This window comes from Bacillus cereus (assembly GCF_015071065.1).
Classification (GTDB): Bacteria; Bacillota; Bacilli; order Bacillales; family Bacillaceae_G; genus Bacillus_A; species Bacillus_A cereus_BA.
Genome location: NZ_VOVA01000003.1, coordinates 16494 through 41581, shown reverse-complemented (window position 1 = coordinate 41581; position 25088 = coordinate 16494). Strand labels below are relative to the sequence as shown.

Here is a 25088-nt window from a genome sequence, read left to right as displayed (position 1 = left end):
ATAAATTATTTATGGTTTTATTTTATTACTAGCTTTATAATATAATATACAAATTTGTCACCTGTTTTTATAATTTAAGCACCTAATATTAGGCAAAGAGAATATTTTATAATTAATTTACAGCATAAATAAAACATAAATTTTGTCCATGTTTTAAACAATATGTATTTTGGAGGAGGTTAATTTGATTTTTTCAAAACTCATTGATCGATACGCCTTGTATGATTTGCACAAAAAAAGAAGTGTAGAGTTTCAGTATACTTCTCTTTCTAACACCTCACTAGATATAAAGGACATAGAATTTTTTTATAAAGTAAAACCATCTGATATTCATTTTAACATTAAGCATTCAAAACAGGAAAAGGAATACATGGTTGGACAATTCAAATATAAAAGCTCGGTTCAATCTGATGATTCACGCAACGACTCTGTAACTGGAGAATTATTCTTACATAAAAATGAAAATGCGCCTCATGTCATCTTTGTTCATGGTTGGAGAATGGATTCTAACGAACGTGTAAAAAAAATATTCCACGACCATATGACCAACTTGAGGTGGAATATGTATTATTTCACTCTACCATATCATTTTGAAAGAAAACCCAACCAATCCTTATTTAGTGGAGAGTACATGGTAAGTGCCAATATTGAACGAACTGTACAAGCAACCAGACAAGCGGTAGCTGATTTACGAACTTTGATCAAATGGATTAAAGCAAATAAAAATGGTCCCCTGATTCTAATAGGAATCAGTTTAGGTGGGGTTATTACTAACCTAACATCTCTTGTTGAACCAGAAATTGATGTATTAGCATCCATTTTCTACGCAAATCGACTTTCTTATTCAATTTGGAAGACAAATCCAGGTAGATTTATTAGAGAAGACTTGGAACACCATGGTGTAACGTATGATGAATTAATAGATTATTGGAAAATCACTGAACCGAGTCAAGCGTTACCAAAAGTAAAAAAAGAAAATATTTTATTAATTTCAGGTAAGCACGATCTATATGTGCACTCTGAGGATACGGACTATTTGTGGGAATCCTGGGAAAGACCTACAAGATATATTTATACATGTGGACATGCCGGGATTGTTCTTAAACGTAAAAAAATTGCAACTGATACTATCAATTTTATTCAGAATCGATTGAACTCCCCATACTTACCCAATGTCATGCCTTAATGCGAGAGATTACTAAGTACAGAATCTTATACTTGCAATGTTTCATTTTTTACCAAGCTCATTTTTAAATCTTCCTTTCTTCTGTCATCTCCTTTAACCTTACATGTTTGGAAAATGATATAGAATTTAGGAAGTAACTATGAAACTAACTCGCTATATGGAAAAGCGCTACTTATCATTTCACCAGTGGCTCCTTTTTATCAAAAGAAATTATTGTTGTTTACCCTTCTTATGCAATATTACATATAAAATTCTTTATTTGTTCTGTTATAATTTTAAGAGTAAATTATTCATCCATTAATTTACACTATCCATATCTACAGTTATGGATACCCTAATTACACATAAAAAAGAGAAGAACCTTGGTGAGTTCTTCTCTTTTTGTTTATTTCTTTTATTAAATTGTAATATAATTACAGTATGTGAAATTATGCTAATTTAACTTTAAAAACGAAGTGAAAATAGCCGTCACTTCGCTTTTTTCATTTGCAATCCTTATTCAAATTTCTCAATTCAGTATATACTTTCACATTATTTGCTTTTATTTAATTGGCTTTTCTGTTTTTAAAACAAATGAACTTAATGCAGGAACCTTAATTTTATTGTCATGGACAACATAAAGCGTTTTACTTCCCGCCTGCTTACCGTCTACTAGTACTTTCCAAGGACCTTTCGATGGAAGCGTTATGTCAACGTCTTCTCTATTTGCATTGTGAGCCACCATAAAGTATTCGCTTTTATTCCCATTGCCTTTCCCATCTATTGTATAAGCTACAACATTTTTTGGAGCATCAATAAAAGATACCTGTTTTTTAATTTGCTCTGCAGATGTCATTCGAAAAGCTGGGTACTTTTTGCGTAAATCTATTAAGCCCTTCATATAATCTACTTCATTATTAAATGCTGCACGGCGCAACCAGTCCATCTGGTTAATTGAATCAGGAGATTTGTAACTGTTATGATCACCATATTTTGTGCGCATAAACTCTTGTCCTGCATGTAAGAATGGAATACCTTGTGATGTTAATAAAATCGAAGAAGACAATTTGTGCATTTGTTTTCGCACTTCTTCGCTTTCACCCTGATTAGTCAACTCAAGTTTATCCCATAATGTATGATTGTCATGTGCTTCCACATAAGTTAGCACCTGCTCTGGATCTTGATAGGTAGCCGAATTTGTATCGTAGTCAATACCTGCCGTAATGCCTTTTTTAATACGGTCCTCCATGTTTTGCTTTCCATTTACAAAACCATTATCTTTATCCTCAAATACACTGCCTTTCAATCCATCACGTATATTATCGTTAAAATGAGCAATCCCTTTCATTTTCTCCGCATTTTTTTGATTTGCTTTCAATTCAGCTGCAAGAGGTGTATTTAAATCCCAGCCTTCTCCATGCAGAATAATAGAAGGATCAATTTGATTAACAGCTTTACGTATCTCATTCATCGTTTCAAAATCATGAATACCCATTAAATCAAAACGGAATCCATCTAAATTGTATTCTTTTGCCCAATATGTGACGGAATCAACCATAAATTTCCTCATCATTTTTCGTTCTGAAGCAGTATCATTTCCTACTCCAGTTCCATTTGCAAATGTTCCATCTTCATTGTATCGATAATAATAACCTGGAACTAACTTATGAAAATTAGATTCAGCGGCATTATACATATGGTTATATACTACGTCCATCACAACACGAAGGTTATTATCGTGCAGCACTTGAATCATTTGCTTTAATTCAGTTATTCGAACAGTCGGTTCATAAGGATTTGTAGAATAGGAGCCCTCTGGGACGTTGAAATTTTTTGGGTCATATCCCCAGTTATATTGTGGTTCATTTAAAGTTTCTTCATTTACCGAGGCATAATCAAATATCGGTAAAAACTGAACGTGAGTAACACCAAGATCTTTTATATGATCAAGTCCTGTTTTAACACCTTCAGGACCTTTTGTTCCTTTTTCTGTTACCCCTAAATATTTTCCTTTTTGCTTAATACCACTTTCAGGTTGGATGGAAAGATCGCGTACATGCAATTCATAAATAATAGCATCTTCCGGATTTTTAAATTTTGGCTTTTTGTTTGTTTTCCAGTTTTTCGGATTTGTTTCTTTTAAATCAACGACTACACCTTTATCCCCATTTACAGAAGCAGCACGCACATACGGATCAACTGCTTCAGTCCACTTATCACCAATTTTTACCTTATACGTATAAAAGAGACCTTTTTGGTTCCCTTTAAGTTCTGCTTTCCAAGTTCCCTTTTCACCTTGTTGCATGTTTATTTCAGTACCTATTTTATCATTCCATTTTTTATATGTAACTAACTTCGCTTCATTCGCAGTAGGAGCCCATAAACGGAACTTTGTATATTGCGAGGTATATGTATTCCCTAAATCATTACCACCGTAATAAAATAAATTATCAAATTCCTCGCTACGAATGACTTTACCGATTTCCGTATTCGCATCAGCTAAATTTGCTATTTTAACTTTGTATGTTTGTTTTAAATCAATTTTCTGTTCCGTAATTATTTTAACCTTATTAGTAATATCTCCACTGCTTATATCATCCGGACTAATATTCTTAATTTTAATGCCTTCAATTTCAATTTTCTGTTCCTTAATATTAAACGGGACATTAGTTGTTACAGTAATTTCATTGAAACTATCAATAGTTGCTTTTTGAATAGAGAGATCAGAAGAAGGCTTAGTATCATATACCTTTTCATCGCCTGAAAGAACCCAAACTTCAGCACGACCGTCCTTTATATTTTCAATCCAGCGATTCCCACTATCTTTTTCCCACTCATTTGTACGAATGATAAATCCAACGCGATTATAGTCGCCATCTATTTTTATCTTCGCGTATTTTCCAAATTCATCTTCACCAGTAAATTCGTATGATTTACCATTTGCATTTTCTCCCCACATCCAAAGATTCCAGTCTTTTGTATTTCCAGATTTCTCTTTGTAATGAATGATAACTTCAGTTGTTTTCGAATTTGAAACTGCCTTCACATTCTGAAAAGAAAAAACAGATGATAACATAACGATTATGGCAAGTAATAAAAATGATTTGTTAATTAATCTTTTTGTCATTTGCACCACATACACCCTTTCTTTAAATAGTACGAGCGATTTATTATGCTCGTACTAAATTACACTGCTTAAATTAATATAGAAATCTCTTTTACTTCACCCCCATATTGACTATTTTCACGTATGTATTTCAATGATCTTTTAATACGAAAACGTTTGCGTTAATGCTTAAAAAAATAGATTTGTTTTTACCTTCATATATTTGTAAATACTAAAAGATTAGGGAAATCATTTTAAAGCAATCGTTTGTTATCGCTTTCATTCTATAGCACTTACTATTAAGAGGTCAATATATTATTAATTTTCTGTTTTTATATCCTTTAAATTTTATATATTTGTCGTAACTTATTGAAGATAGACAGCCTGATTATTGCTTAGTAAGTTTATTTTCACTAGTGTATTGCTACGTAAAAAAACAGCTAATATCCTTAAAATGATATTAGCTGTTTTTCATAATGTATTAATATATGAATGAAAACTTTATTTCTAACTTACTTAATTTTTGCTGCATCAAATGCCTTTTGCACTGCTTGAACTTCAGCTGTATTCGCTCCATATTTATTAGTTGCCACTCGAATACATGCTGATTTCAATTCTTTGAAATTAGAAGTCATGTTTAACTCATCTGTATTTGCATAATAGAAAATATCAAACATTTTATCTTCACCAATTCCTTTAACAGTTACTCCGTTATGAGTTCCGCCTTTTGCAATGAGATACGCAACTTTATTAATAATGCTTGAATTAAAATGAACGCCACCTTGATCCCATCCATTAAAATCGTTAAATTCACTGTAATCATCTGGATAAGGTACTCCAAGTGAAGATGGCACGGAAGCTGGGTTTTCCATATCACGGAAAACAGATCCAGTTTGTTCTCCCATTGTCCAGTTAAAGCTTCCATTATTTACGTATTTCTCAATAGATGTTCCCATAATATCAGATAGCGCTTCATTAATCGCACCAGATTCACCGTAATATTCAAGATTAGATTCGCTAGAAGTAACCGCATGGGTAAATTCATGTCCAGCAACGTCATATGCTTTAACGATAGGATCGCCATATACAAGCATACTTCCATTATTAGCACTTAATGCATTCTGCCAATTTTTCGGATCGTTCGTATCTTCAGAATCCCAAGCATGTACAACTGAAACTACCTTTTGTCCCTTATTATCAAAACTATTACGCTTGTATTTATCTTTATAAAAATCAAATACTTTTGTTGCTAAGTAATGAGCACTTACTGCTTTTGGATCGTTAAATGCTGTCGAAGTACTAGTTGCTAGTGTACCAGGATAATAGCTTTCTTCTTTAGTAATATCTCTGTAATTCACATCATATGTTTCAATTCCTTGCCCTCTTGTATAATCAGCAAGTGCATATTTGCCATTACTTTGTTTAGAGATACCAAATGTACGAGATATACCTAAATCATCTTTTCCTGTTCCAGTTAATGATGTAAGACTGCTTTTTTTACTTTCCTTTAAGGCTCCAACTAGTTTTTCACTTGCTTTTAAGTTAGATTCTTGTACCACATTTTTTAACATATCCCCATTTTGTGCATTTACTAAATAGGTTCCAGAAACATAGTTTGGTGTTGCAGCTTCAAATGTAACTTGGTATGCATTGCTAGCTTGTCCATTATTTTCATCAACAAAAATAACTTCCTTAACCTCTGGCTCAGAAATAAATTTGATATCGTTCCCGTACTTCGTATAAATATATTGTTTTGCTTCTTCTTTTGATAGATTAATAGGCTTTTTCAAATCTTCTTGTTTTAAATTTTGTGCGCTATCTCCTGAAACACTTTTAATAACACCCTTATTATCTACGTGCGCAGTTAATTGATGGCCATATACTTCTTTTCCTTCATATGTTTGCTGCATACGCACAAGTGTTGTTCCATCATACGAACCACGTTTTTGAAGAACTTTATAATCTACTCCTGTTTCTCCATTGACTTGCTTTGAAGAAAGAGCTTGTTCAACTTTCTCCTTAAGAGCATCTTTTACTACATTCTCTGGTTCCTTTTGTGACGGTTGTGTAAGTTCACCTGTACGGAACGAATCCTCTTGAATTTGAACTTGTAGTTGATCTGGTTCCTCTGCATGACCTACTCGGCACCACAGCTGTTAAAGCTAATCCTGTTGTTAATGCTACTGTAGTTAATGTTTTTTTGTTTTTCATATTATTCACCTCGTATTGTTTTTTTGAATATTAAGCTTGTACAAAGTATACTGTCTATTCGTATCGGAAAAAAGGGAAAATACGAAATTTATGTAATATTATGCAAAATTACATAATTTAAAGTCGGTGATTTTATATAGAACAGCTCATATAATTTCAATAAAAAAAGAGCCCCCTAAGGTGCCCATCCAATACGATTATAAATCATAAATGCATTATGTCAGTTATTAGTATATGCTCGTCTTATCTAATCGTTTACTTGTTTATTATGTGATTTCTCTGCACAATAAACTTTTAAAACTTCTTCATCTAATACATTGAAATTCTCCGTTACTATTTGATTACTAAATAAAAGATATAGTTAAGATAATGTAAGAAACAAACATAATGAAGGTAAGGAAACAGATAAAGATAGCACTCGACATGCATTGTTTTATTCTTTTTTTTATGTTAATTTGTTTTACTTTTTAACTTTTGCAGGATCAATTTGAATTTGACCTTTCCAAGATCCAGCTATTTTCCCAATTTTATTTATGTTTATATCTAAAGTTAGAGGTTGTTTAAAAGAACCTTTTCCTTCAGGACCTTCAACAAATGTAATGACACCTTCTGGTCTGTCTTTATCACGAATGCCTATATGCTCTAATTGTTTTCCTTCTGCCATTAATTCAAACGGTAAATTGTCCTCCCCTTGAATAAATGCTAACTGGGAGACCATACCATTCTTCGTATTATATACAGGATTTTTTTCTTGTTGTCCGTTTACTTTCCCGTCACTTTTTATATCTAATCCAGTTGTATCAAATTCATATGGTACCAATGTCCCATCAGCCTTCTCGATTCTATAATGAACGGATATACGTGCATCTGCAACATACAATTCTTTAAAATGTAAAGTAATTCCTTGCTCTGTAATTTTTTCATCAATAGGTATAAACTGACCATTTAGCATACCTTCTTGCTTTTTGCCATTTTCATCTCTTATTCCCTCATTTATGACCTTATCATTGGAAACTTCATTAGCAAAGTAAGAAGCAATATTAGTTGCTGCAACTTGAACTTGTGGAATCATGGCTGTTGTAAAAAGTGCTGCCGCAGCTACTGCTGTATACATTAAACGTTTTGATTTTTTATTCATATTTGTAAATACTCCCTGATTTTTTTCTATTTTTTGATCTATGTTAGGTAAATTATTCAACTGGTTATGATTCTCAAATGTTTGCCATGCTTTTTCGACATCAATATTTATTTCTTGTGTCTCATGAAACGTCTCCTGAGCAAGTGTTGCATTTTCCCATTGATTTAATTCCGTTATTTCAATTAATAACCTCTGACACTCCTTACATGTGTCTAAATGCTTTATAAATTGTTTTCTTTCATCACGGGACAGTTCGCCATCTATATATAATTGAATGAACCCCATATCATAACAAGTCATTTAGTATTCCTCCATCTGCTCATAAATTTTGCGGAATTTTAGCTTAGCTCGTACCAATAATGTTCCAATAGAAGAAATGTCTATTTGAAGTACTTGTGCGATTTCTTTATATTGAAATCCTGAAAATTTCATTAATAAAATCGTTCGATCTTGTTCCTTCATTTTTCTTAATACCATTTGTACGTTTGTGATCTCCTCTTTTCTTATCCAGTCATCATCCAATGATGACTCATATTGAATTTCTTGATACTGGATTTCTTTATCAACCCTTGCATGATGTCTCTTTTCAGTGCGTATATGGTTATAGGCTACATAAGTAGCAGACTTTATAAGCCATCCGCGTAAGTTATCTACTTCTTTCCATTCTGTACGATACAATTGCAAAAACACTTCTTGTGCTAATTCCTCTGCAATTGTTTGTTCTTTAATAATCCACACTATTTGCTTCACAACTTAAACATAGTTCCGTTTAAACAACTCTTCAAATGTTATATCTGAAACATTCCTCTCTTCATTTGTTATCGTTAACATGTAAGTAAAACCTCTCTCTCATTTGATGCCTGCACTATAAAGAAACCGGAAAATCAATTTTTGTGACAAAAACTTTTATTTTTTTATTATGTACTAAAACACACATCCAGTTTCTAAACCGATATTCATACTAATCAAAGGGAACATCCTTCTAAATAACAAAATAAAAAACCCACTCTTTACCACTTTAAGAGCGGGTTTGATACTATTTAAAGAACAGTTTATATAGGACAGCTCATAATGTATACAAATTATTTAAGCTTATATTTCGTCTATGAAGTTATTTATTGTTTGGTATATTTTTAATCGGTATAAATAAATCAACCTTTAAGTTTCCTTCTAGATCTTCCGCTATATTATCCATACAAAACTCCAGAACTTCGAATTGTGGTAAATTTTTTATAACAACTTTCATTTACATAAGCTCCACTATAAATATCTACTCCGTTTATTTAGCCTTCATTGACATATATTCCTTCATAAATAAAACGAATTCTCTAATTGCCAAAAAATCAATTGAAATATAAGTCGTTATTTTCGAATTGATATTACACTACTACTAAAGTTGTATGTACTTTCATACTTTCACCTGATTCCATATTTTTTAAAATCGATATATTAATAATCAGAAAATGAAAAAATCAAGGGGGATTTCAATTGATTAAAGGATTATATGAAGCACACTTACCGGTTAGTAATTTACAAAACTCTATTAAATTTTATCAAAAATTAGGATTGAAATTAGCTTGGAGCGATGAATCAACAGCATTCATTTGGATTGAGGAAGGGAAAAGTTGGCTAGGGTTATGGGAGGGCTCTGAATATAAAACGAAATATCATCCTTCTTTACGACATATTGCATTTCGAGTATCATATGAGGATTTAAAAGACTCATTAAATTGGTTACATTCACTTCATATTAAAGCGGTTCCCTTTGGAATTAATGAATCTATCGAACCATTTGTTCGTCCACATCAAGGAAATGCATCTGTTTATTTTATTGATCCTGATGGTAATAGCTTAGAATTAATGTGCCATATCGTTGTACCTAATGAATTAAAACATATAACCGATAAATTATCCTTTATAGATTGGGAGAAACTAATTGGCGACACATTTTAATATGTATTTTAGTTTTATACTTATAAAAAAGTCACTTTGCTTCATTTTACTGTTAATTAACTACTGAGGGTTATAACTTGTTGCTTAATTTCCTTCTAACATTAAATAAATGTAAAAAATAACCCTATTTATTCATTTTTCATGCTTATGTATGTACATTTGTTAATTTATTAGTTATATTATGGGTATTGAATGATTACGAAAAGTTAATAAATCGCTTGTATAACACCTTATATTTTTATATCCGTGAAAACTACAAAATGTATAAAATTTCATTTGTCAAATGAATTTAATGCGGAAGGAGGTTTGTGGTTACTTCATCAGGATATAATAATCAGTTTTGAACTGATAAAAATATAGGAGGCGACATAATGTTTCGTACGATTTCAAATTTCATGAGAGTAGCTGAGATAAGAAACAAAATTCTTTTTACACTAGCGATGCTAATTGTTTTTCGAATTGGCACGTTTATTCCAGTTCCTCATACTAACGCAGAGGTATTAAAAGTACAAGATCAAGCCAACGTTTTAGGTATGCTAAACGTATTTGGCGGAGGAGCACTGCAACACTTCTCAATCTTTGCTGTAGGTATCACACCATATATTACAGCTTCTATCATTGTACAATTACTACAAATGGACGTTGTACCTAAATTTACAGAATGGGCAAAGCAAGGAGAAATGGGCCGTAAGAAATCAGCTCAATTTACTCGATACTTTACAATCATTCTCGCATTCATACAATCCATTGGGATGTCTTATGGTTTTAATAATATAGCAGGTGGACAATTAATTACAGATCAAAGCTGGACTACATACTTATTTATTGCGACAGTTTTAACTGCTGGTACTGCATTTTTACTTTGGTTAGGTGAACAAATTACCGCTAATGGCGTTGGTAATGGAATCTCAATGATTATCTTCGCAGGACTTGTTGCGGCGATTCCAAATGTCGCTAATCAAATTTATTTGCAACAATTCCAAAACGCAGGCGATCAGTTATTTATGCACATAATAAAAATGGTTTTAATTGGACTCGTAATTTTAGCGATAGTTGTTGGTGTTATTTACATCCAACAAGCAGTTCGAAAAATACCGATTCAATATGCAAAAGCTGTTTCAGGAAACAATCAATATCAAGGAGCAAAAAACACTCATTTACCTCTTAAAGTAAATAGTGCTGGTGTAATTCCAGTTATCTTTGCTTCCGCATTTTTAATGACGCCGCGTACAATTGCGCAGCTCTTCCCTGATTCAAGCGTATCAAAATGGTTAATTACGAATCTTGATTTTGCACATCCAATCGGAATGGCGCTTTATGTTGGCCTTATCGTTGCTTTCACATACTTCTACGCATTTATTCAAGTAAATCCTGAACAAATGGCTGAGAATTTGAAAAAGCAAAACGGATATGTCCCGGGTATTCGCCCAGGTAAATCTACAGAACAGTATGTAACAAAAATTTTATACCGTTTAACATTTATCGGTGCGATTTTCTTAGGAGCAATTTCAATATTACCACTTGTATTTACAAAAATCGCTACATTACCACCATCTGCTCAAATCGGTGGTACAAGTTTACTAATCATCGTAGGTGTTGCATTAGAAACAATGAAGACGCTTGAAAGCCAGCTTGTGAAGCGTCATTATAAAGGCTTTATAAAGAAAGTGAACTAATAAAAAAACACTAGATCTTAAAGATCTAGTGTTTTTTATTCTAAAATATTCTATTTTTATCTTTACTACCAAAAAAGGAGCTCCTTTTTCTCACCTTCAATATATCTCTTAGCTGTTATAAAGAGTCTCATCATGAATTTATCAATAGTTAGATAATCTGGTACAAAATCTTTTAATGTAATTACTTTGTGACTAACAACTCTATTACCACCTTTTATCCCCAAGATTTTCACTTCTAAGTATTCTATTAAACATTGATGCTTATCTGAATAAGAAGCTAGATAACCTGATCGAGAGGGCTTGCGAGTTGAATTATTATATATTTTAAAGTGCCTACTAAATCGATTTTAATTGATTCTGTATCATGTTTTTCTTTCAGAATAAAAAAACAGAGAGCTACTTATTTAGCTCTCTGTTTTAAAATGCCCCGATAATTTCTATTTAAATCTCTTTCTTCAATAACTTCCCCTGCTTAAAATAAACTCCAAGTGTAGAACGATTTGCTAAAAATACACCAATCAAGATTAAACAAGCACCAATACCCATTGCAGGATTTAATGGTTCTCCTAATACAAAATAACCTACAATAACAGCAATTAATGGTGACACATACAACCAAGTCGATGGAAATACTGGATTTGTTTTTGATAAAAGCCAGTAATATAAACCATGCCCACCGATAGATCCTACAAATATGAGATATAAAATTGGCCATTGTACATTCCAAGATGTTAATACAACTAAATTTGGCTGTTCCATTACAACAGATACAATTAATAGCAAAACTCCTCCATAAAACATTTGAATACCGTTAATGAGAAATGGTGATACGTCAGGTAAATCTGTAAGTATTTCTTTTGAACGAATAGAACCTATTCCATAAAACAACTCTCCTACTAATATGACAAGGCAAGCGATACTCCATATTAATGTAAGTTCTTGATGCATTCCAGGTAAAGAAATACAAAAAACGCCAATGAGCGCTATAACTAAAGCAAAAAGTTGTTCTTTTTGTAATTTCTTTTTATTTTTCTTTGACTGCAACAGTAAAATCATCATGGGGGCTGTTGCGGATAGTACTGCAGCTAATCCAGAAGAAATATATTGTTCAGCCCAGTAAAGTGTTGCGAATGTCATGAAGGTTAAACAAAAACCAGCATATATAATACGTTTCGATAATAAGTAAGGCATAATCTCCTTTCTCTTTAATTTAAAAATAGTAATGAGAATAAGACCGGCCAAAAAGAAGCGAATTCCAGCTGAAAATAATGGTGGTGCGCCCGCTTCTATTCCAATTTTTATTGTTAAAAATGTTGTTCCAAAGATGATACATACTAAAACATAATTAAAAATGACCATTTTATTTCCTCCTTTTTACTCTTGAAATGAGTATAGAGGATATGGTGTATAACAGTGTAGCTACTTGTATAACAGTTATATAAATATGTAGTTGATTACTTGCTTATTTTTCGCTTTAATTGAATTAAAAAGAAAAAAAGGTGAATCTATGAAGATAGTACTGCGTAAAGAATCCAACATACCATATTACCAACAAATATATATGCAAATTGTTGAACGCATTCAAAGCGGGCTGCTTGCACATGGCGATTACCTCCCTTCTTTACGTTCTATGGCCAATGATTTGCAAATTAGTTTATTAACTGTTCGTAAAGCTTATAAACAGTTAGAAACAAAAGGTTATATACGGATCGAGCAAGGAAAAGGTGCCTATATACATAAACGTGTGAATAAAGAGTTCAAACCAATTCCGTATCAATGGCAACAAACGAAATCCATTAATGTTATGCGTTCTCAATATGTAATGAACCAACACCGTAAATATTTCGATTTTTCACAGGCGGTCCTTTATCCACGTTTATTGCCAAATCCGTTTCTTTCAGATGAAATGCACAAATTACTTAATAAAGATCAAATGATATTAGCAACTTACGGACCTGTTCAAGGTGATAAAGAACTTAGAGTGGAAATAACAACCTACTTAAAAGAACACCAACAATTAGTTACAGATCCATCTCAATTATTAATTACAAGTGGTGCCCAGCAAGGAATTGATTTAATTGCTCAAACATTATTAAAGCCCGGCGACTTAGTGTTAGTAGAAAGTCCATGTTATGGAGCTGCACTTGATGTGTTTGTCAATAAAGGAGTTCAAATTATCCCTGTTAGTCTTGATAACAACGGCATTCGCTCAGATTTAATCGATGATATTTGTCAAAGAAAGAACCCTGTTTTGTTATATGTGAATCCCACTTTTCAGAACCCGACAGGTACTGTGATGAGTAAAGAAAGAAGAATGGAACTTGTAGAACTAGCAGAGCTATATCAATTTTTCATTTTAGAGGATGATTCTTTCGGAGAGATATATTTTGAGGATTTTAAAATTCCCCCTCCATTAAAAAGCTTTGATACAAATGGTCACGTTATATATTTAAAAGGATTTAGTAAAACGTTAGCACCAGGTCTTCGCATCGCGGCGCTTGCAGCTGAAGGTCCTATTTTTGAATGGTTATATGCAGTGAAAGCTTCGATAGATATAGGTAGTCCCTTATTAACACAAAAAGCACTACTTCCTTTTTTACGGGCGGAACGAATGAAAAATCATTTAGAAAAATTACGTACTGCTTTACAAATTAGACGCGATTTAACAATTGATATATTATCTCCATTAAAAGAATTAGAATTTGAAATACCTAATGGAGGATTTAACTTATGGGTTACACTCCCTCAGTCAATCGATCCTTTTACATTATTACAAAAAGCGAATGAAGTAGATGTTTCTTTTTTACCCGGAACAGCTTGTCTATTAAACCATGAAACTCAATATAATCACTTGCGAATTAGTTATTCAATGTTAAATGAAAAAGATATGTTGATTGGATTAGAAAGATTACATGATACAATTGCCAAGTTTAAATCAATGATTTAAACTCCAAAACAACAAATAACCTCTTATTCACACAATAAAAAACCAACACTTTAAAATTTTATTAAAAGTCAAGATATAAGCTGAACCTATTATTAATAGTAAATTCTTATCTAATGTCATACATTATATGTATAAAAATTAAAAGGATAGAAGAGCTTGAATAAATTCGCCCTTTCTATCCTCTTTTTAACCACAAATGACTAATCATAGCGGACTTCGCTGTCAACAGAACCCGTATTGCTCTATTGCTATACTCAAACCTCTTTTTATTACTACTTGTTCAATAAGAGGTGTTTTCTTCCTGTATAAAATTTATTTTATAGGGAATTCATTATACTTATTAAACCAACAACATGATATAGACAAAGCCAAAAAATAAACATAATGGACTATAGAACCAAGTGTCGTATCTAGCAAACTGAGAATGTTTAATTTTTTTGAAAAATCCAACAAATTTAAAATCACCAATTGCCCTAATAATGAAAACTAAAGCACAGACAATACTTCCGATTTTAGATAAACTATTTGCTTGGAACCCCTGCAAATAACCTACTTGAACAACAATAATGACACTAGCTAGTAGAATAAGAATAGCTATGAATAATGTCCCCCATATTCTCGGAGTAAAAGCGGGCTTATGTTCTCCCTCTTTTACTGGGATAACAGCGGCAGAACCCCATCGACCTCCAAAAGCCCAATAAATATGCAAAAAACTGATAAAACACAGAAGCACTACAGCTACTAATGTTAATAGTAATTTCATTTATTCGCCCCCAATGTCGTAACTCCCAAAATAACATACACTACCGTATGTTACAGTAAAAATTTTGTCCCTTCAGGTTTTATTACCATGTTAGGGACATTTATCGAATAATCAATTATGCCTCAGCATAATTGCGTCCGGAGGCTTTACTTTTTTCAGTGGATGTTTGGACACCCGCTGAAAGAAGTTAAAAGCTCAACCATTTTATCAATATCAAAATTAGGATTTGCTTCAAACCTTGTCATCCATCCTACATACGTTAAATAGGCAAGTCTTGCTCGATCAATTGATTCAGTTTCGTCTACGCCCATTTTTTGATACAATTTTGCAACACAAGAAATTCTTTGTTCTTCTATATCTACTAAACGTGTTGCCACAACCGGATCATATTTAGCCCAAGCATAAATACCATTCTCAATTTTTTTATCTCGCTTAAAACTAATCTGTAATAGCTGTTCTAAAGAGGCATCCTGTTGCTCCATACTTTGAACAATCAGCTTTGTTGCATGTACTTCCCAAAAGTCAAGCATAGAATCTAAAAGCTCTTGATGGTCACGAAAATAGTGATAGAAGCTTCCTTTGCTTATTTTTAGCAATCGAGCAAGTGCTTCAATGCGAACTTTATGTATTCCTTCATTAGCTAATTGTTGTAATCCTACTTTTATCCAGTCTTCTCTCGTTAATTGCATATCATCTCTCCAATAAAATACGGTAGCGTATGTTTTACGTTAGATTACTACTATTCTCATTTTTTGTCAATTATTCATTCTGTTTATTTTTATGAACTTTAATGTTGTTAATCGTAATATTGATCGTTATCACCCTTGGTAAAATACAAGCACATACTAAATCAAATAGATTTCCTGTTATGTCCAGTAAAATATCTTCCTCTGTAAATTTCAAGAAAATTCGGATGGTCCACAGCCTAAAACCCCTGAATAAGCAAAATCTTTTAATCCGGACGGTTCGCTATTTTATCCTGCTCAACCTGAAGATCCATCACCAGGTTTACCATACCCTTCTATTGTTTCTCTATTTTTAGGAAATACAATTGCAGTCAACGGGAAAGTATGGCCATTTTTAAAAGTGGAGCCCCGCAAATATAGATTTCGTTTATTAAACGCTTCTAATACTCGCACATACAAGTTCCAATTAAGTGACCTTAGCTCATTCTTTTTAATAGGAACTGATGGAGACCTTCTTAAACGGCCGATTAAAGTACAAAGTTTAGATGTTTCACCAGCAGAGCGTATTGACATTATTATTGATTTTTCAAGGTTTGAAGGAAAAAAAGTAGTTTTACAAAATGGAATTGATTTAGATAATCCAACTGGTGAGATAATGGAGTTCCAAGTAACGAAACCATTATCCTGCCCAGATAAAAGTAAAATCCCGTGCATATTAAGTAACATTGACTTTATTCCATTAGAAAAAGTAAACGTAAAAAAAGTAAGACGATTAACATTAAATGACTCAGAGGATGAATTTGGGCGTCTCATGCTTTTATTAGATAATAAAGAATGGGCCGATCCAGTGACAGAAACACCTTTATTTAATTTTGTTGAAATATGGGAGTTAGTAAATTTGACTGTTGGGATTCATCCCATTCATATACATCTAGTAAATTTTCGAGTTCTTGATCGTCATGATTTGAATGGAAACTTATTAAATCCTCTCCCAGCTGATTTCGGTTTAAAAGATACCGTGCTTGTAGCAGGTGAACAAACCGTCCGAATCATAATGAAGTTTGAGCCCTATTCTGGAGATTATGCATGGCATTGTCATCGCTTAGAGCATGAAGACCATGATATGATGAGACCGTTAAAAATAATACCTTCCAATCTTAATAGACACAAATTAAATTAATAGATACAGTAGATAACACGAAAGTCCCTTCAGAATTACTGAAGGAACTTTTACATATTTGCGAAAAATACCTTTATGTACAGGAGGTGTTTTTCAGTCTACAACTATTTTTTAAGATTGTATTGCTCTAATAGCTTTTCTAACATTTCCAAAGTAATCGGTTGAGCGGTGGTAGTTAGTTGGTATCCAATACGTCCGTTCGTTTCTACAGTTGCTTGTTGTAAATTCTTGATTTCATGTATACCTTTTTCTCTCAGATGCATAAATAATTGTTGCTCTGACATTTTTGCGCGTAATAAATTCTTTTTTAAAATCTCTCCGTTTTCTATAACAATAATGCTAGTTCCATTTAGAAACTTTTCTACTTTTCGTGATTTCAATTCAAAAAAATGAATGATAAGTAAAACACTCGCAAAAATAAACGCAGTAAAAATAGATGGGACTACTTTCCTACTTAATATAGGTTCTACAATAATACGACCTATAGAAACAACGATAATAATTTCAGCTCTAGTCATTTGGCTAACAGATTTACTACCTGTCAATTTTAAAACAATAATTCCAGTGAGGATTAAAATAATGCTTTCAAAAAGTATATTCATTACAGCCCAACCCTTTAATAGCGAATGTTACTAGTATTCCCATTAAAGGATTTTTATGAGATTTCACACATCCATCAAATTTTTAACTCCTTTAGACCATGAAGGATGTAAAGGTATCCATCCATACTCTTTACGTGCTTTATTATTTGGAGCACCTCTCTCCCAGCTATTACTGGTATAGCACCAACTTTCTTTATTGCTTTTACTTGCGAATCATCGTATACACCGTATAACCTTCTTTTATTAACATTGGCAATAAAAAACGTCCTATTACACCCGTTGCACCTGCTACAAAAATCTTCATATGTGTTCCTCCTCATTTTGAACATCATAATTGAGACGAAACATATGTAAGGGATGTGACAAATATTTGGTTAGTTTTTTCATTATTCATATGAAACGTATACTTTTAAAGGATTAATAATACCTTGACTCAATTCCTCAAAACATTGTATGAGTCTAGCATATTGTATTTTATGTTGAAAAACTTCTTCTACAAATGGTGTTTGTTCTACTTGTTTAAAAAACCAATCTGCATGTTTTTGATAATCGTATCCATCACTTGACCCAATGATTTGCAATTCTTTCCCATAAAAGTCGGCGGTTAATGTTAGTTCTTCTTTATTACCATCAGAAAGTATACATATTTCACCATTATTATTAAGAGCTTTTTGCAATGTACGAAATCCGCTATTTGTAGCTGAACATTCGAAACCGTAACTATATGTTTCTAATATTTGCTCTTCTGAATCAAATATGTTTTCTGCTCCAAATTTCTTTGCAATTTCTCTTCTATTTCTCTTAGGTTCAACAACATCCACATATTCAACACCTGCATAGTATTTTAAGAAATAACAAGCGAGTAAACCCATAACTCCCATTCCAGTTATAAGTACTTTTTTATTCTGTCGTGGGTTTAGTTTTAATACTCCTTTAGCAGCATCACATGAAAGAATGGATAATAAGGCAACTTTAGGCTTTATATAACTAGGTACTCGAATTACTTTATGTCCCTTAACTATTCCTAACGTTTGATGTCCATAAAAGGAAACTACTTTGTCTCCTACATTTAAATTAGTTATTTTATTACCAACTTGAATAACTTCACCATAACTTTCATATCCAGTTTCTCTCGGATATAAAGGAGTAGCATCTGAAACATCCGATTCTTTATACTGCGGTAACTCTGCTCCAATACTTATTGCACCTGCGATTGTTTTAACGATAATTTCATCATCCTGTATGGGCCTAATTTCACACGTTTTCCACTTTAGTTGTTTAGGTCCTTCTAAAACTAGCTTATATTTGTCCATTGATATCCTCTCACTTTATAAAAATATATTCACACTAAACTTTAAGCTATAATAATCAATATCAAAGGTTCATCCAAAATTAAAGCTATAATGTTGGCTAGCACTCAACAGTGATCACATGATAATTGAATTTGATGGATATGGAATTAATGAGTATGTTATTGCCCATAACTGTTCTATCAGTGAGTTTAAAACAATGTATTTTAACGTAAAAAATGAAGAGTTATCTAATAAGGATCATGTAAGTTTATTTTGTATACGATATCATTATGAAAACATTCCAAAGTCATTACAAGAAGACATTACGAGCGATGTCGTCACTGATTTAGACACGGACTATATTTATATCCCTACTAGATAACAATAAGCTAGTAAACTAAAATACTTTAATGTAACTTACGATTCAGACAAGTGTTTAATAAAATAAGTAATTGCCCAAATTAAAGTCGCAAATTGAGTGACAAAATACATTGTCACTTCGAAAAAAGTCAGTTTTCTCTCTCGTTTAATCTTCTTTAAGTATCTGTAAAATATTAATGTACTCAAAAACATAAGTAACAACGATAATTGCTGTAAATCATCGACTATACGTACTGCCATAGACTTCATCACCCTCCTATACAATATATAAACTATACTTTAAGGATACCATTAATTTGGTAATCATTTTCCATTTTTTTAATAAAATCAAAAAATGTTTTAAGCAGTGTATATGTAAAGATAATAAAGTTGTTTAATTTTTAAAACCGAATAGTTTCACATAGCCCCCTTTTTTAAAATTATTTATTTTAGCCAATATAAATTTAACAAAGTTTGTTATATTATCTGCATAATTATGTTTATTATTGGGATTGTGGGATTTTTTCCATTTCTTTTTAAATAACTATTTTATTTTTAAGGGGACTTTATTATTTATGTACAGTATTAAAAAAGAGCACTCCAGCTCTTGAGTGCTCTACAAATCTTAATTTTGATTCAAAACATTCTCCTCAAAATATTTCCCCCAATCTGGTCGTCTTCCATCCATATCTGTAAATCCATACTCTCTTCCTAATTCCCATGAACTTAATGCTCGTCCCGTTTTTTCATGAACATTTGGATCACTTGCTATAGCTGTAATTGCTCTTCCGACGAAGAAAGGAGTTTCTGATGCGATAAAATGAGGGTCTTGCTTAGCTCCTTCTTGCCAATTCTCCTCGGTTACGCCAAATATATCTAACATCGCTTCTGAACGAAGGAAACCTGGGCTAACAGCTACTGCTGTAATATTATGTTGCTCTAAATCTTTCGCCATTGCTTCTGCTAAATGAATAGTTGAGATTTTTGCTAAACTATAGTACAAGTTACCTCGATATTGATAATCGACACCGTCTGTAATTTCAATTACAAGTCCCTTTTTATTTTTCACCATTAATGGTACGCCGTAATGACTTGTCATTATATGAGAATGAACAGCTCTTTGTTGCATGAGTAGTCCGTTATGTAGGTTGTGTTCCCAGAAAGGTTTCTCCCATTCCGTTAAAGGATCTCCGCCCCAAACATCATTTACTAAAATATCAAGCTGACCATTTTGTTCCTCTTGAATCTTTTTAAATAAAGCTATAATATCTTCTTCTACTGTATGGTCAACACGAACTGCTATTCCGATTCCACCTTGCTTTGTAACAAGCTCTGCAGTTTCTTCAATCGTTTCCGTTCTTCCCATACACGATAAATTCCCTTTTGTACTTCTTCCTGTTACATATACAGTTGCTCCAGCTTCTCCAAGCATCATTGCAATACCTCTTCCAGCACCTCTTGTTGCCCCTGCTACAACTGCTACTTTACCTTGTAATGGTTTCATATAATTCTCCTTAATTTTCCTTATCAAGCTTTATTATTTTTGGTACACTCTTACTATCATATTTTTTCATATAGATTTCTCCATGTGGAGTAATAAATTTAAACGTAATTACACTAAAAACACCATTATAAAACTGAAATTCACCTTACATATTTGATATAGAGACTTCCTTATTTTTAAATGAGTCTTCGTAGATCTTCTTGTTATGATCGACAATAACAGCCTCCGTGTGAATAGCAACTGTTATACATTCGTTACTTTTCTTATTATATATAGTAATGTAATCACTCCAATTACTATAGCAACACATACAAATAAATCCATTATTTTGCTCTGCACAACAAGACCCTTCATAAGCACTATTCTATTTTGAACTGAAAATCTACACGGTTCACTCGTTTTATTTCCTCAATTACTTTGCGAATCCCTTCTTCAATCTTGTCTTCTTTTACATTAGATACATTTAACTTTAACAATCTCTCTTTATGAAAGTTACTCAAATAATTTTTATCCATAGAATCTATGTTTATTTGACTCTTGCTTAAATTTTGAATAAATGTTTCCGTAACTATGTTTCTTTTCAACTGTAAACACGTGTGTATCCCAATTGGATCTACTGCTCTATAAGTAAACAGATGTGGATTTTCATTTTGAACACCTTCTACTACTTCCGCTAGTTTTTTTGATCTATTGTAGTAAGATGCTTTAATTTTATGTTTATGCCGTTCAAACATCCCACTCTTTATGTAAATTTCTAAAGCAGCTTGTGAAATCATAGGACTATCGATATCTAATATCTTCTTATACTTATAAAAGGCATTTGCAATAGATTGTGGAATGACTGCAACACCGACTCGCAAACCTGGAAAGATGATCTTCGAATAACTTTTTAAATATATAACATGATTACAATTATCTTGGCTGTAAAACGGATCTACTTTTGAATTAGTTTCTAAGTCAGCTAAATAGTCGTCTTCCACTATAAATACATTATATTTCTTCGCAAGTTGAATAATCTTCTCTCTATCTTTTTTAGAATACGAAGTACCAAGTGGATGATGAAATCTCGGTATTGTATAAAAGAATTTAATTTTTTCTGTTCGGAATATCCTCTCTAGTTCATTTAAATCTATTCCTTCATGTGTACGCTTTATTCCGATTACAGGAATGTTATTTGTTTCTACATATTCAATATATAAATGGTAACTTGGTTGTTCAATTAGTATCGTGCTATGTCCATTCGGAAATGGTATAGAAGTTAATATAGCAAGTGCTTGTTGTACACCTGATGTAATAAAGATATCTTCTTCTTTTGTGAAGACTTGATAGTTTGCCAGTTGTTTTTGAATGACTGGAATTAATGATGGTAAACCCTTCGGTGTTCCGTATACAAACAAATCATTTTTATATGTATCAATTGCCTTATTAATACAATGTTGAAAATCTAAATATGGAAAAACATCTGGATCTGGTGCTGAGGAAGCAAAATCAATCATCTCGTTATTTTCTATGTAACTCCTAGATTTTTTAACTACGTAGTATCCACTTTGAGGTACAGAATAAATAATATGACGCTTTTCTAATTCATGCAGTGCACGAATAACTGTCGCCTTATTACATTCATATTGCGTAACAAGCGACCGTATAGACGGTAATTTCTTTCCTTCTTTTATCTCTCCATTTTGAATCATGCTTTCTAAGTCGTTTAAAACATGTAAATACTTATACATCATTACCACCCCAACATCTAATTTGTACCGGTACAATTTGTATTTGTTCACATTGTAGCACTAGATCAGAAAGATTACTATGTACGTATACTGGCCAGTAAGAAATCAACTACTATGAGGTGGAATTATGACAAATACAACAAAAGCATATTTATCAGCGTTACTCTATTCTTTAATTATTGGATTTTCATTTATGTTTGTGAAACTAGCATTAATCATTACGAGCCCTCTTGATACTCTGGCTCATCGTTTTACAGTTGCTTTCATCGCAGCAAGCATTCCGGTTATTTTCGGTTTTGTAAAGTTAAATATATCATTCAAAAACATACTTGCCCTTTTACCACTTGCAATATTTTATCCAGCACTGTTCTTTGCTTTCCAAGCATTTGGTCTAGTATATACAAGTTCATCTGAAGCTGGAATTATACAAGCGGCGATTCCTATATTTACAATGATACTAGCTTCCTATTTTTTAAAAGAATATACGAATACATGGCAAAAAATATCTGTACTCATTTCTGTCATCGGTGTCATTTATATATTTATTATGAATGGTATCGGAGCTCACGAAACTAGCTTCATCGGTGTTATTCTCATTTTGTTATCGGCATTATCATCAGCTTGCTACAATGTATTAGCTCGAAAAATGACGAAGAAATTCAAACTAATGGATTTAACCTACACAATGACAGCAATCGGTTTTATTAGTTTTAATTTCATCGCGATCATTGACCATATGAACAAAGGTACAATAACTGTATACTTTAAGCCATTTACGAATGGAACATTCCTTATCTCTATTTTATATTTAGGATTACTATCATCCTTACTGACAGCATTATTATTAAACTATTCATTATCTTATATTGAGGCAGCTAAAATAAGTGTTTTTAGTAACTTATCTACACTTATTACCATTATTGCGGGCGTTGTATTCTTACACGAGCAAATCGCATACTATCATATCATCGGTACAATTTTGATTGTTCTTGGAGTAGTAGGTACAAACTTTTTGGGTAAAAAAGGAATTGAGATAAAAAAGAAGAATACCTCCTTGAGCAAATAAAAAGTGAGGGATAAATAATGCAGAACTCTAATACGATTGATATTCATAATATACATGAGCTTGAAAAAGAATTGGCTACTTTATTAAGTAAATCCATTTCTTCAGGCGAAGATTTGGAGAATTGGCTAAAAACACAGTCGAAATTAATATGGGAAATCGAAGAACAATTAAGATTACACTATATTGCTTTTCAATGTAATACAGATAGTAAAGAAATAAAAGATACATTTGAATATGATCAACAATATGTAAGACCTCTTTTGAAACGTTATCAAAATTCATTTGATAATAAATATTTAGAGTCACCATTTCGAATGCTACTTGATCCAAAAACTTATAGCATACTAGATAAAAAAATAAAAAATGCAAAAACATTATTTTGTGAAAAGAACATTGATTTAGAAGTAAAAGAAGACAAATTAGTAACCGAGTACTTCGAAATTACAGGCAGTTTGACTGCGCCATGGAATGGCGAAGAAAAAACAATTACTGAACTACAATCTTACTTACAAGATCCGAATCGTGATATACGAAAAAAAGCAAAAACACTTATCTCTGAACAGTACTTATCTGTTGAAAAGGAACTACAAACCATTTTAAATGAATTAATCACAATCCGTCACCAAAAGGCAAAAAACATTCAATTAGATAATTATCGTGATTATATGTTCAAAAAATATGAACGTTTTGATTATACGGCTGATGATTGCTATGAACTTGCAGAATCTGTTCGTAAATACGTTGTACCACTTATTGATAATATATTTAATGAGAAAAAAGCTGAACTTCAAGTAGATACACTTCGTCTGTGGGATCTAAAAGCTGCCGCACCAAATCAAAAAGCCTTAAAACCTATTGAAGACGAGAGTGATTTAATCGAAAAAAGTTCTCATATTTTACACAAACTAGACCCTGAATTTTCTGCATTATTGAGCTGTATGCAGAAAAAGGATTGCTTAGATTTAGAAAGTCGTAAAGGAAAAGCAGCTGGTGGTTTTTGTGAGTACTTACCTGCTTCTCAATTATCTTTTATTTTTATGAATCTCAATCATACACATTATGATGTTACTACTTTCCTCCATGAAATGGGCCATAGTATTCATAATGAATGTATGAAGCAGCTAGAGCTACAAAAATATTTAGAAATCCCTTCAGAATCAGCTGAGCTAGCTAGCATGACAATGGAATTGTTTTCGATGGAGTATTGGGATACATTTTATGAGAATACAGAAGAATTTATAAAAGCAAAATTAGATTTCTTTAAAGATATTGTTAAGTATTTACCACAAATGCTTATCGTTGATCAATTCCAACATTGGATGTATGAAAATCCAAATCATACTGCTAAAGAAAGAAATGAAAAATATTTAGAATTACATAACACTTACCAATCGAATGTGATAAATATTGAAGGTTATGAAAATTGGATAGCAACTGGCTGGTTACCTGTACTACATATTTTTGAAGTGCCATTCTATTATATTGAATATGCAATCGCACAACTTGGTGCGTTACAAATGTATAAACAATATAAAGAGAATCCTAAACAAGCACTACAAAATTACAAAAAAGCATTATCTCTAGGTAGCTCTAAATCCTTAAAAGAAGTATATGAAGCAGCTGGAATTCGTTTTGATTTCTCTAGTGAGACAATAAAAGAATTAATGGCATTTGTAGAAGAGGAATTGGAATTACTTGAACAAATATAA

The 25088-nt window shown here is 32.3% G+C and carries 18 protein-coding genes and 5 pseudogenes; 8 read left to right on the top strand and 15 right to left on the bottom strand.

Annotation, left to right across the window (positions count from 1 at the left end):
* Positions 1 to 184 precede the first annotated feature (184 nt).
* Positions 185 to 1186 (top strand): alpha/beta hydrolase, encoded by a 1002-nt coding sequence (locus FT637_RS10795; protein WP_193646293.1) that lies wholly within the window; start codon positions 185 to 187, stop codon positions 1184 to 1186.
* A 541-nt stretch (positions 1187 to 1727) separates the two neighbouring features.
* Here FT637_RS10795 and pulA read toward each other — a convergent pair.
* The 5 genes and pseudogenes from pulA to FT637_RS30300 all read right to left on the bottom strand — a co-directional run bounded on the left by pulA (position 1728) and on the right by FT637_RS30300 (position 8866).
* Entirely contained in the window at positions 1728 to 4298 is a 2571-nt protein-coding gene (gene pulA / locus FT637_RS10790; protein WP_193646292.1) for a type I pullulanase, read from the bottom strand.
* A 485-nt stretch (positions 4299 to 4783) separates the two neighbouring features.
* A pseudogene (locus FT637_RS10785) lies at positions 4784 to 6482 on the bottom strand (M4 family metallopeptidase).
* A gap of 460 nt (positions 6483 to 6942) precedes the next feature.
* Complete coding sequence (locus FT637_RS10780) at positions 6943 to 7920, bottom strand: DUF4179 domain-containing protein (protein ID WP_193646291.1); 978 nt, start codon at positions 7918 to 7920, stop codon at positions 6943 to 6945.
* Positions 7921 to 8451 (bottom strand): annotated as a pseudogene (locus tag FT637_RS10775) (RNA polymerase sigma factor SigX). It abuts the gene before it with no gap.
* 280 nt (positions 8452 to 8731) lie between these two features.
* Positions 8732 to 8866, bottom strand: a complete 135-nt coding sequence (locus FT637_RS30300) for a hypothetical protein (RefSeq protein ID WP_264675736.1) — start codon at positions 8864 to 8866, stop codon at positions 8732 to 8734.
* A gap of 242 nt (positions 8867 to 9108) precedes the next feature.
* Here FT637_RS30300 and FT637_RS10770 point away from each other — a divergent pair, with 242 nt between their 5' ends.
* The gene (locus tag FT637_RS10770) at positions 9109 to 9573 is read left to right on the top strand and encodes a VOC family protein (RefSeq protein ID WP_193646290.1); all 465 of its coding nucleotides are present in this window, start codon (positions 9109 to 9111) and stop codon (positions 9571 to 9573) included.
* Between the two features lie 371 nt (positions 9574 to 9944).
* Entirely contained in the window at positions 9945 to 11249 is a 1305-nt protein-coding gene (gene secY, locus FT637_RS10765; RefSeq protein ID WP_193646289.1) for a preprotein translocase subunit SecY, read from the top strand.
* Positions 11250 to 11690: 441 nt separating this feature from the next.
* On the opposite strand, the gene FT637_RS10760 is transcribed toward secY, so the two are convergent.
* Positions 11691 to 12608, bottom strand: a complete 918-nt coding sequence (locus tag FT637_RS10760) for a DMT family transporter (RefSeq protein ID WP_193646288.1) — start codon at positions 12606 to 12608, stop codon at positions 11691 to 11693.
* Between the two features lie 148 nt (positions 12609 to 12756).
* Here FT637_RS10760 and FT637_RS10755 point away from each other — a divergent pair, with 148 nt between their 5' ends.
* Complete coding sequence (locus FT637_RS10755) at positions 12757 to 14196, top strand: PLP-dependent aminotransferase family protein (protein ID WP_193646287.1); 1440 nt, start codon at positions 12757 to 12759, stop codon at positions 14194 to 14196.
* A gap of 340 nt (positions 14197 to 14536) precedes the next feature.
* Here FT637_RS10755 and FT637_RS10750 read toward each other — a convergent pair whose 3' ends face one another.
* Together FT637_RS10750 and FT637_RS10745 are read right to left on the bottom strand one after the other, a co-directional pair.
* Positions 14537 to 14959 carry a DUF3995 domain-containing protein gene (locus FT637_RS10750; protein ID WP_193646286.1) on the bottom strand — a complete coding sequence of 141 codons (423 nt, stop codon included), beginning with the start codon at positions 14957 to 14959 and terminating at the stop codon, positions 14537 to 14539.
* A gap of 155 nt (positions 14960 to 15114) precedes the next feature.
* A complete protein-coding gene (locus FT637_RS10745) occupies positions 15115 to 15648 on the bottom strand; it encodes a TetR/AcrR family transcriptional regulator (protein ID WP_193646285.1) in 534 nt (177 codons plus the stop codon).
* 256 nt (positions 15649 to 15904) lie between these two features.
* Here FT637_RS10745 and FT637_RS10740 point away from each other — a divergent pair.
* Positions 15905 to 16825: pseudogene (locus FT637_RS10740) on the top strand (multicopper oxidase family protein); the annotation flags it as partial.
* 104 nt (positions 16826 to 16929) lie between these two features.
* Here FT637_RS10740 and FT637_RS10735 read toward each other — a convergent pair.
* From FT637_RS10735 to FT637_RS10725, 4 genes and pseudogenes are all read right to left on the bottom strand, one after another.
* Positions 16930 to 17427, bottom strand: a complete 498-nt coding sequence (locus FT637_RS10735) for a DUF421 domain-containing protein (protein WP_193646284.1) — start codon at positions 17425 to 17427, stop codon at positions 16930 to 16932.
* Positions 17428 to 17490: 63 nt separating this feature from the next.
* A pseudogene (locus FT637_RS30585) lies at positions 17491 to 17598 on the bottom strand (NAD(P)-dependent oxidoreductase); the annotation flags it as partial.
* Positions 17592 to 17731 (bottom strand): annotated as a pseudogene (locus tag FT637_RS29850) (NAD-dependent epimerase/dehydratase family protein); the annotation flags it as partial. The pseudogenes FT637_RS29850 and FT637_RS30585, both read right to left, overlap by 7 nt.
* 82 nt (positions 17732 to 17813) lie before the next feature.
* On the bottom strand, positions 17814 to 18740 hold the full coding sequence (locus FT637_RS10725) for a zinc-binding dehydrogenase (RefSeq protein ID WP_193646283.1): 927 nt from the start codon (positions 18738 to 18740) through the stop codon (positions 17814 to 17816).
* Positions 18741 to 18858: 118 nt separating this feature from the next.
* Here FT637_RS10725 and FT637_RS10720 point away from each other — a divergent pair, with 118 nt between their 5' ends.
* Positions 18859 to 19101: a hypothetical protein gene (locus FT637_RS10720; RefSeq protein ID WP_193646282.1), complete on the top strand. Its 243-nt coding sequence runs from the start codon at positions 18859 to 18861 to the stop codon at positions 19099 to 19101.
* Positions 19102 to 19136: 35 nt separating this feature from the next.
* Here the strand turns inward: FT637_RS10720 and FT637_RS10715 are convergent, their stop codons facing one another.
* The 3 genes from FT637_RS10715 to FT637_RS10705 all read right to left on the bottom strand — a co-directional run bounded on the left by FT637_RS10715 (position 19137) and on the right by FT637_RS10705 (position 22313).
* Positions 19137 to 19340 carry a hypothetical protein gene (locus tag FT637_RS10715; protein WP_193646281.1) on the bottom strand — a complete coding sequence of 68 codons (204 nt, stop codon included), beginning with the start codon at positions 19338 to 19340 and terminating at the stop codon, positions 19137 to 19139.
* Positions 19341 to 19704: 364 nt separating this feature from the next.
* Positions 19705 to 20583 (bottom strand): SDR family oxidoreductase, encoded by an 879-nt coding sequence (locus FT637_RS10710; protein ID WP_193646280.1) that lies wholly within the window; start codon positions 20581 to 20583, stop codon positions 19705 to 19707.
* 359 nt (positions 20584 to 20942) lie between these two features.
* Positions 20943 to 22313, bottom strand: a complete 1371-nt coding sequence (locus FT637_RS10705) for a PLP-dependent aminotransferase family protein (protein ID WP_193646279.1) — start codon at positions 22311 to 22313, stop codon at positions 20943 to 20945.
* A gap of 127 nt (positions 22314 to 22440) precedes the next feature.
* On the opposite strand from FT637_RS10705, the gene FT637_RS10700 reads away from it, so the two are divergent.
* Entirely contained in the window at positions 22441 to 23379 is a 939-nt protein-coding gene (locus FT637_RS10700; RefSeq protein WP_193646278.1) for a DMT family transporter, read from the top strand.
* Between the two features lie 17 nt (positions 23380 to 23396).
* On the top strand, positions 23397 to 25088 hold the full coding sequence (locus FT637_RS10695) for a M3 family oligoendopeptidase (RefSeq protein WP_193646277.1): 1692 nt from the start codon (positions 23397 to 23399) through the stop codon (positions 25086 to 25088).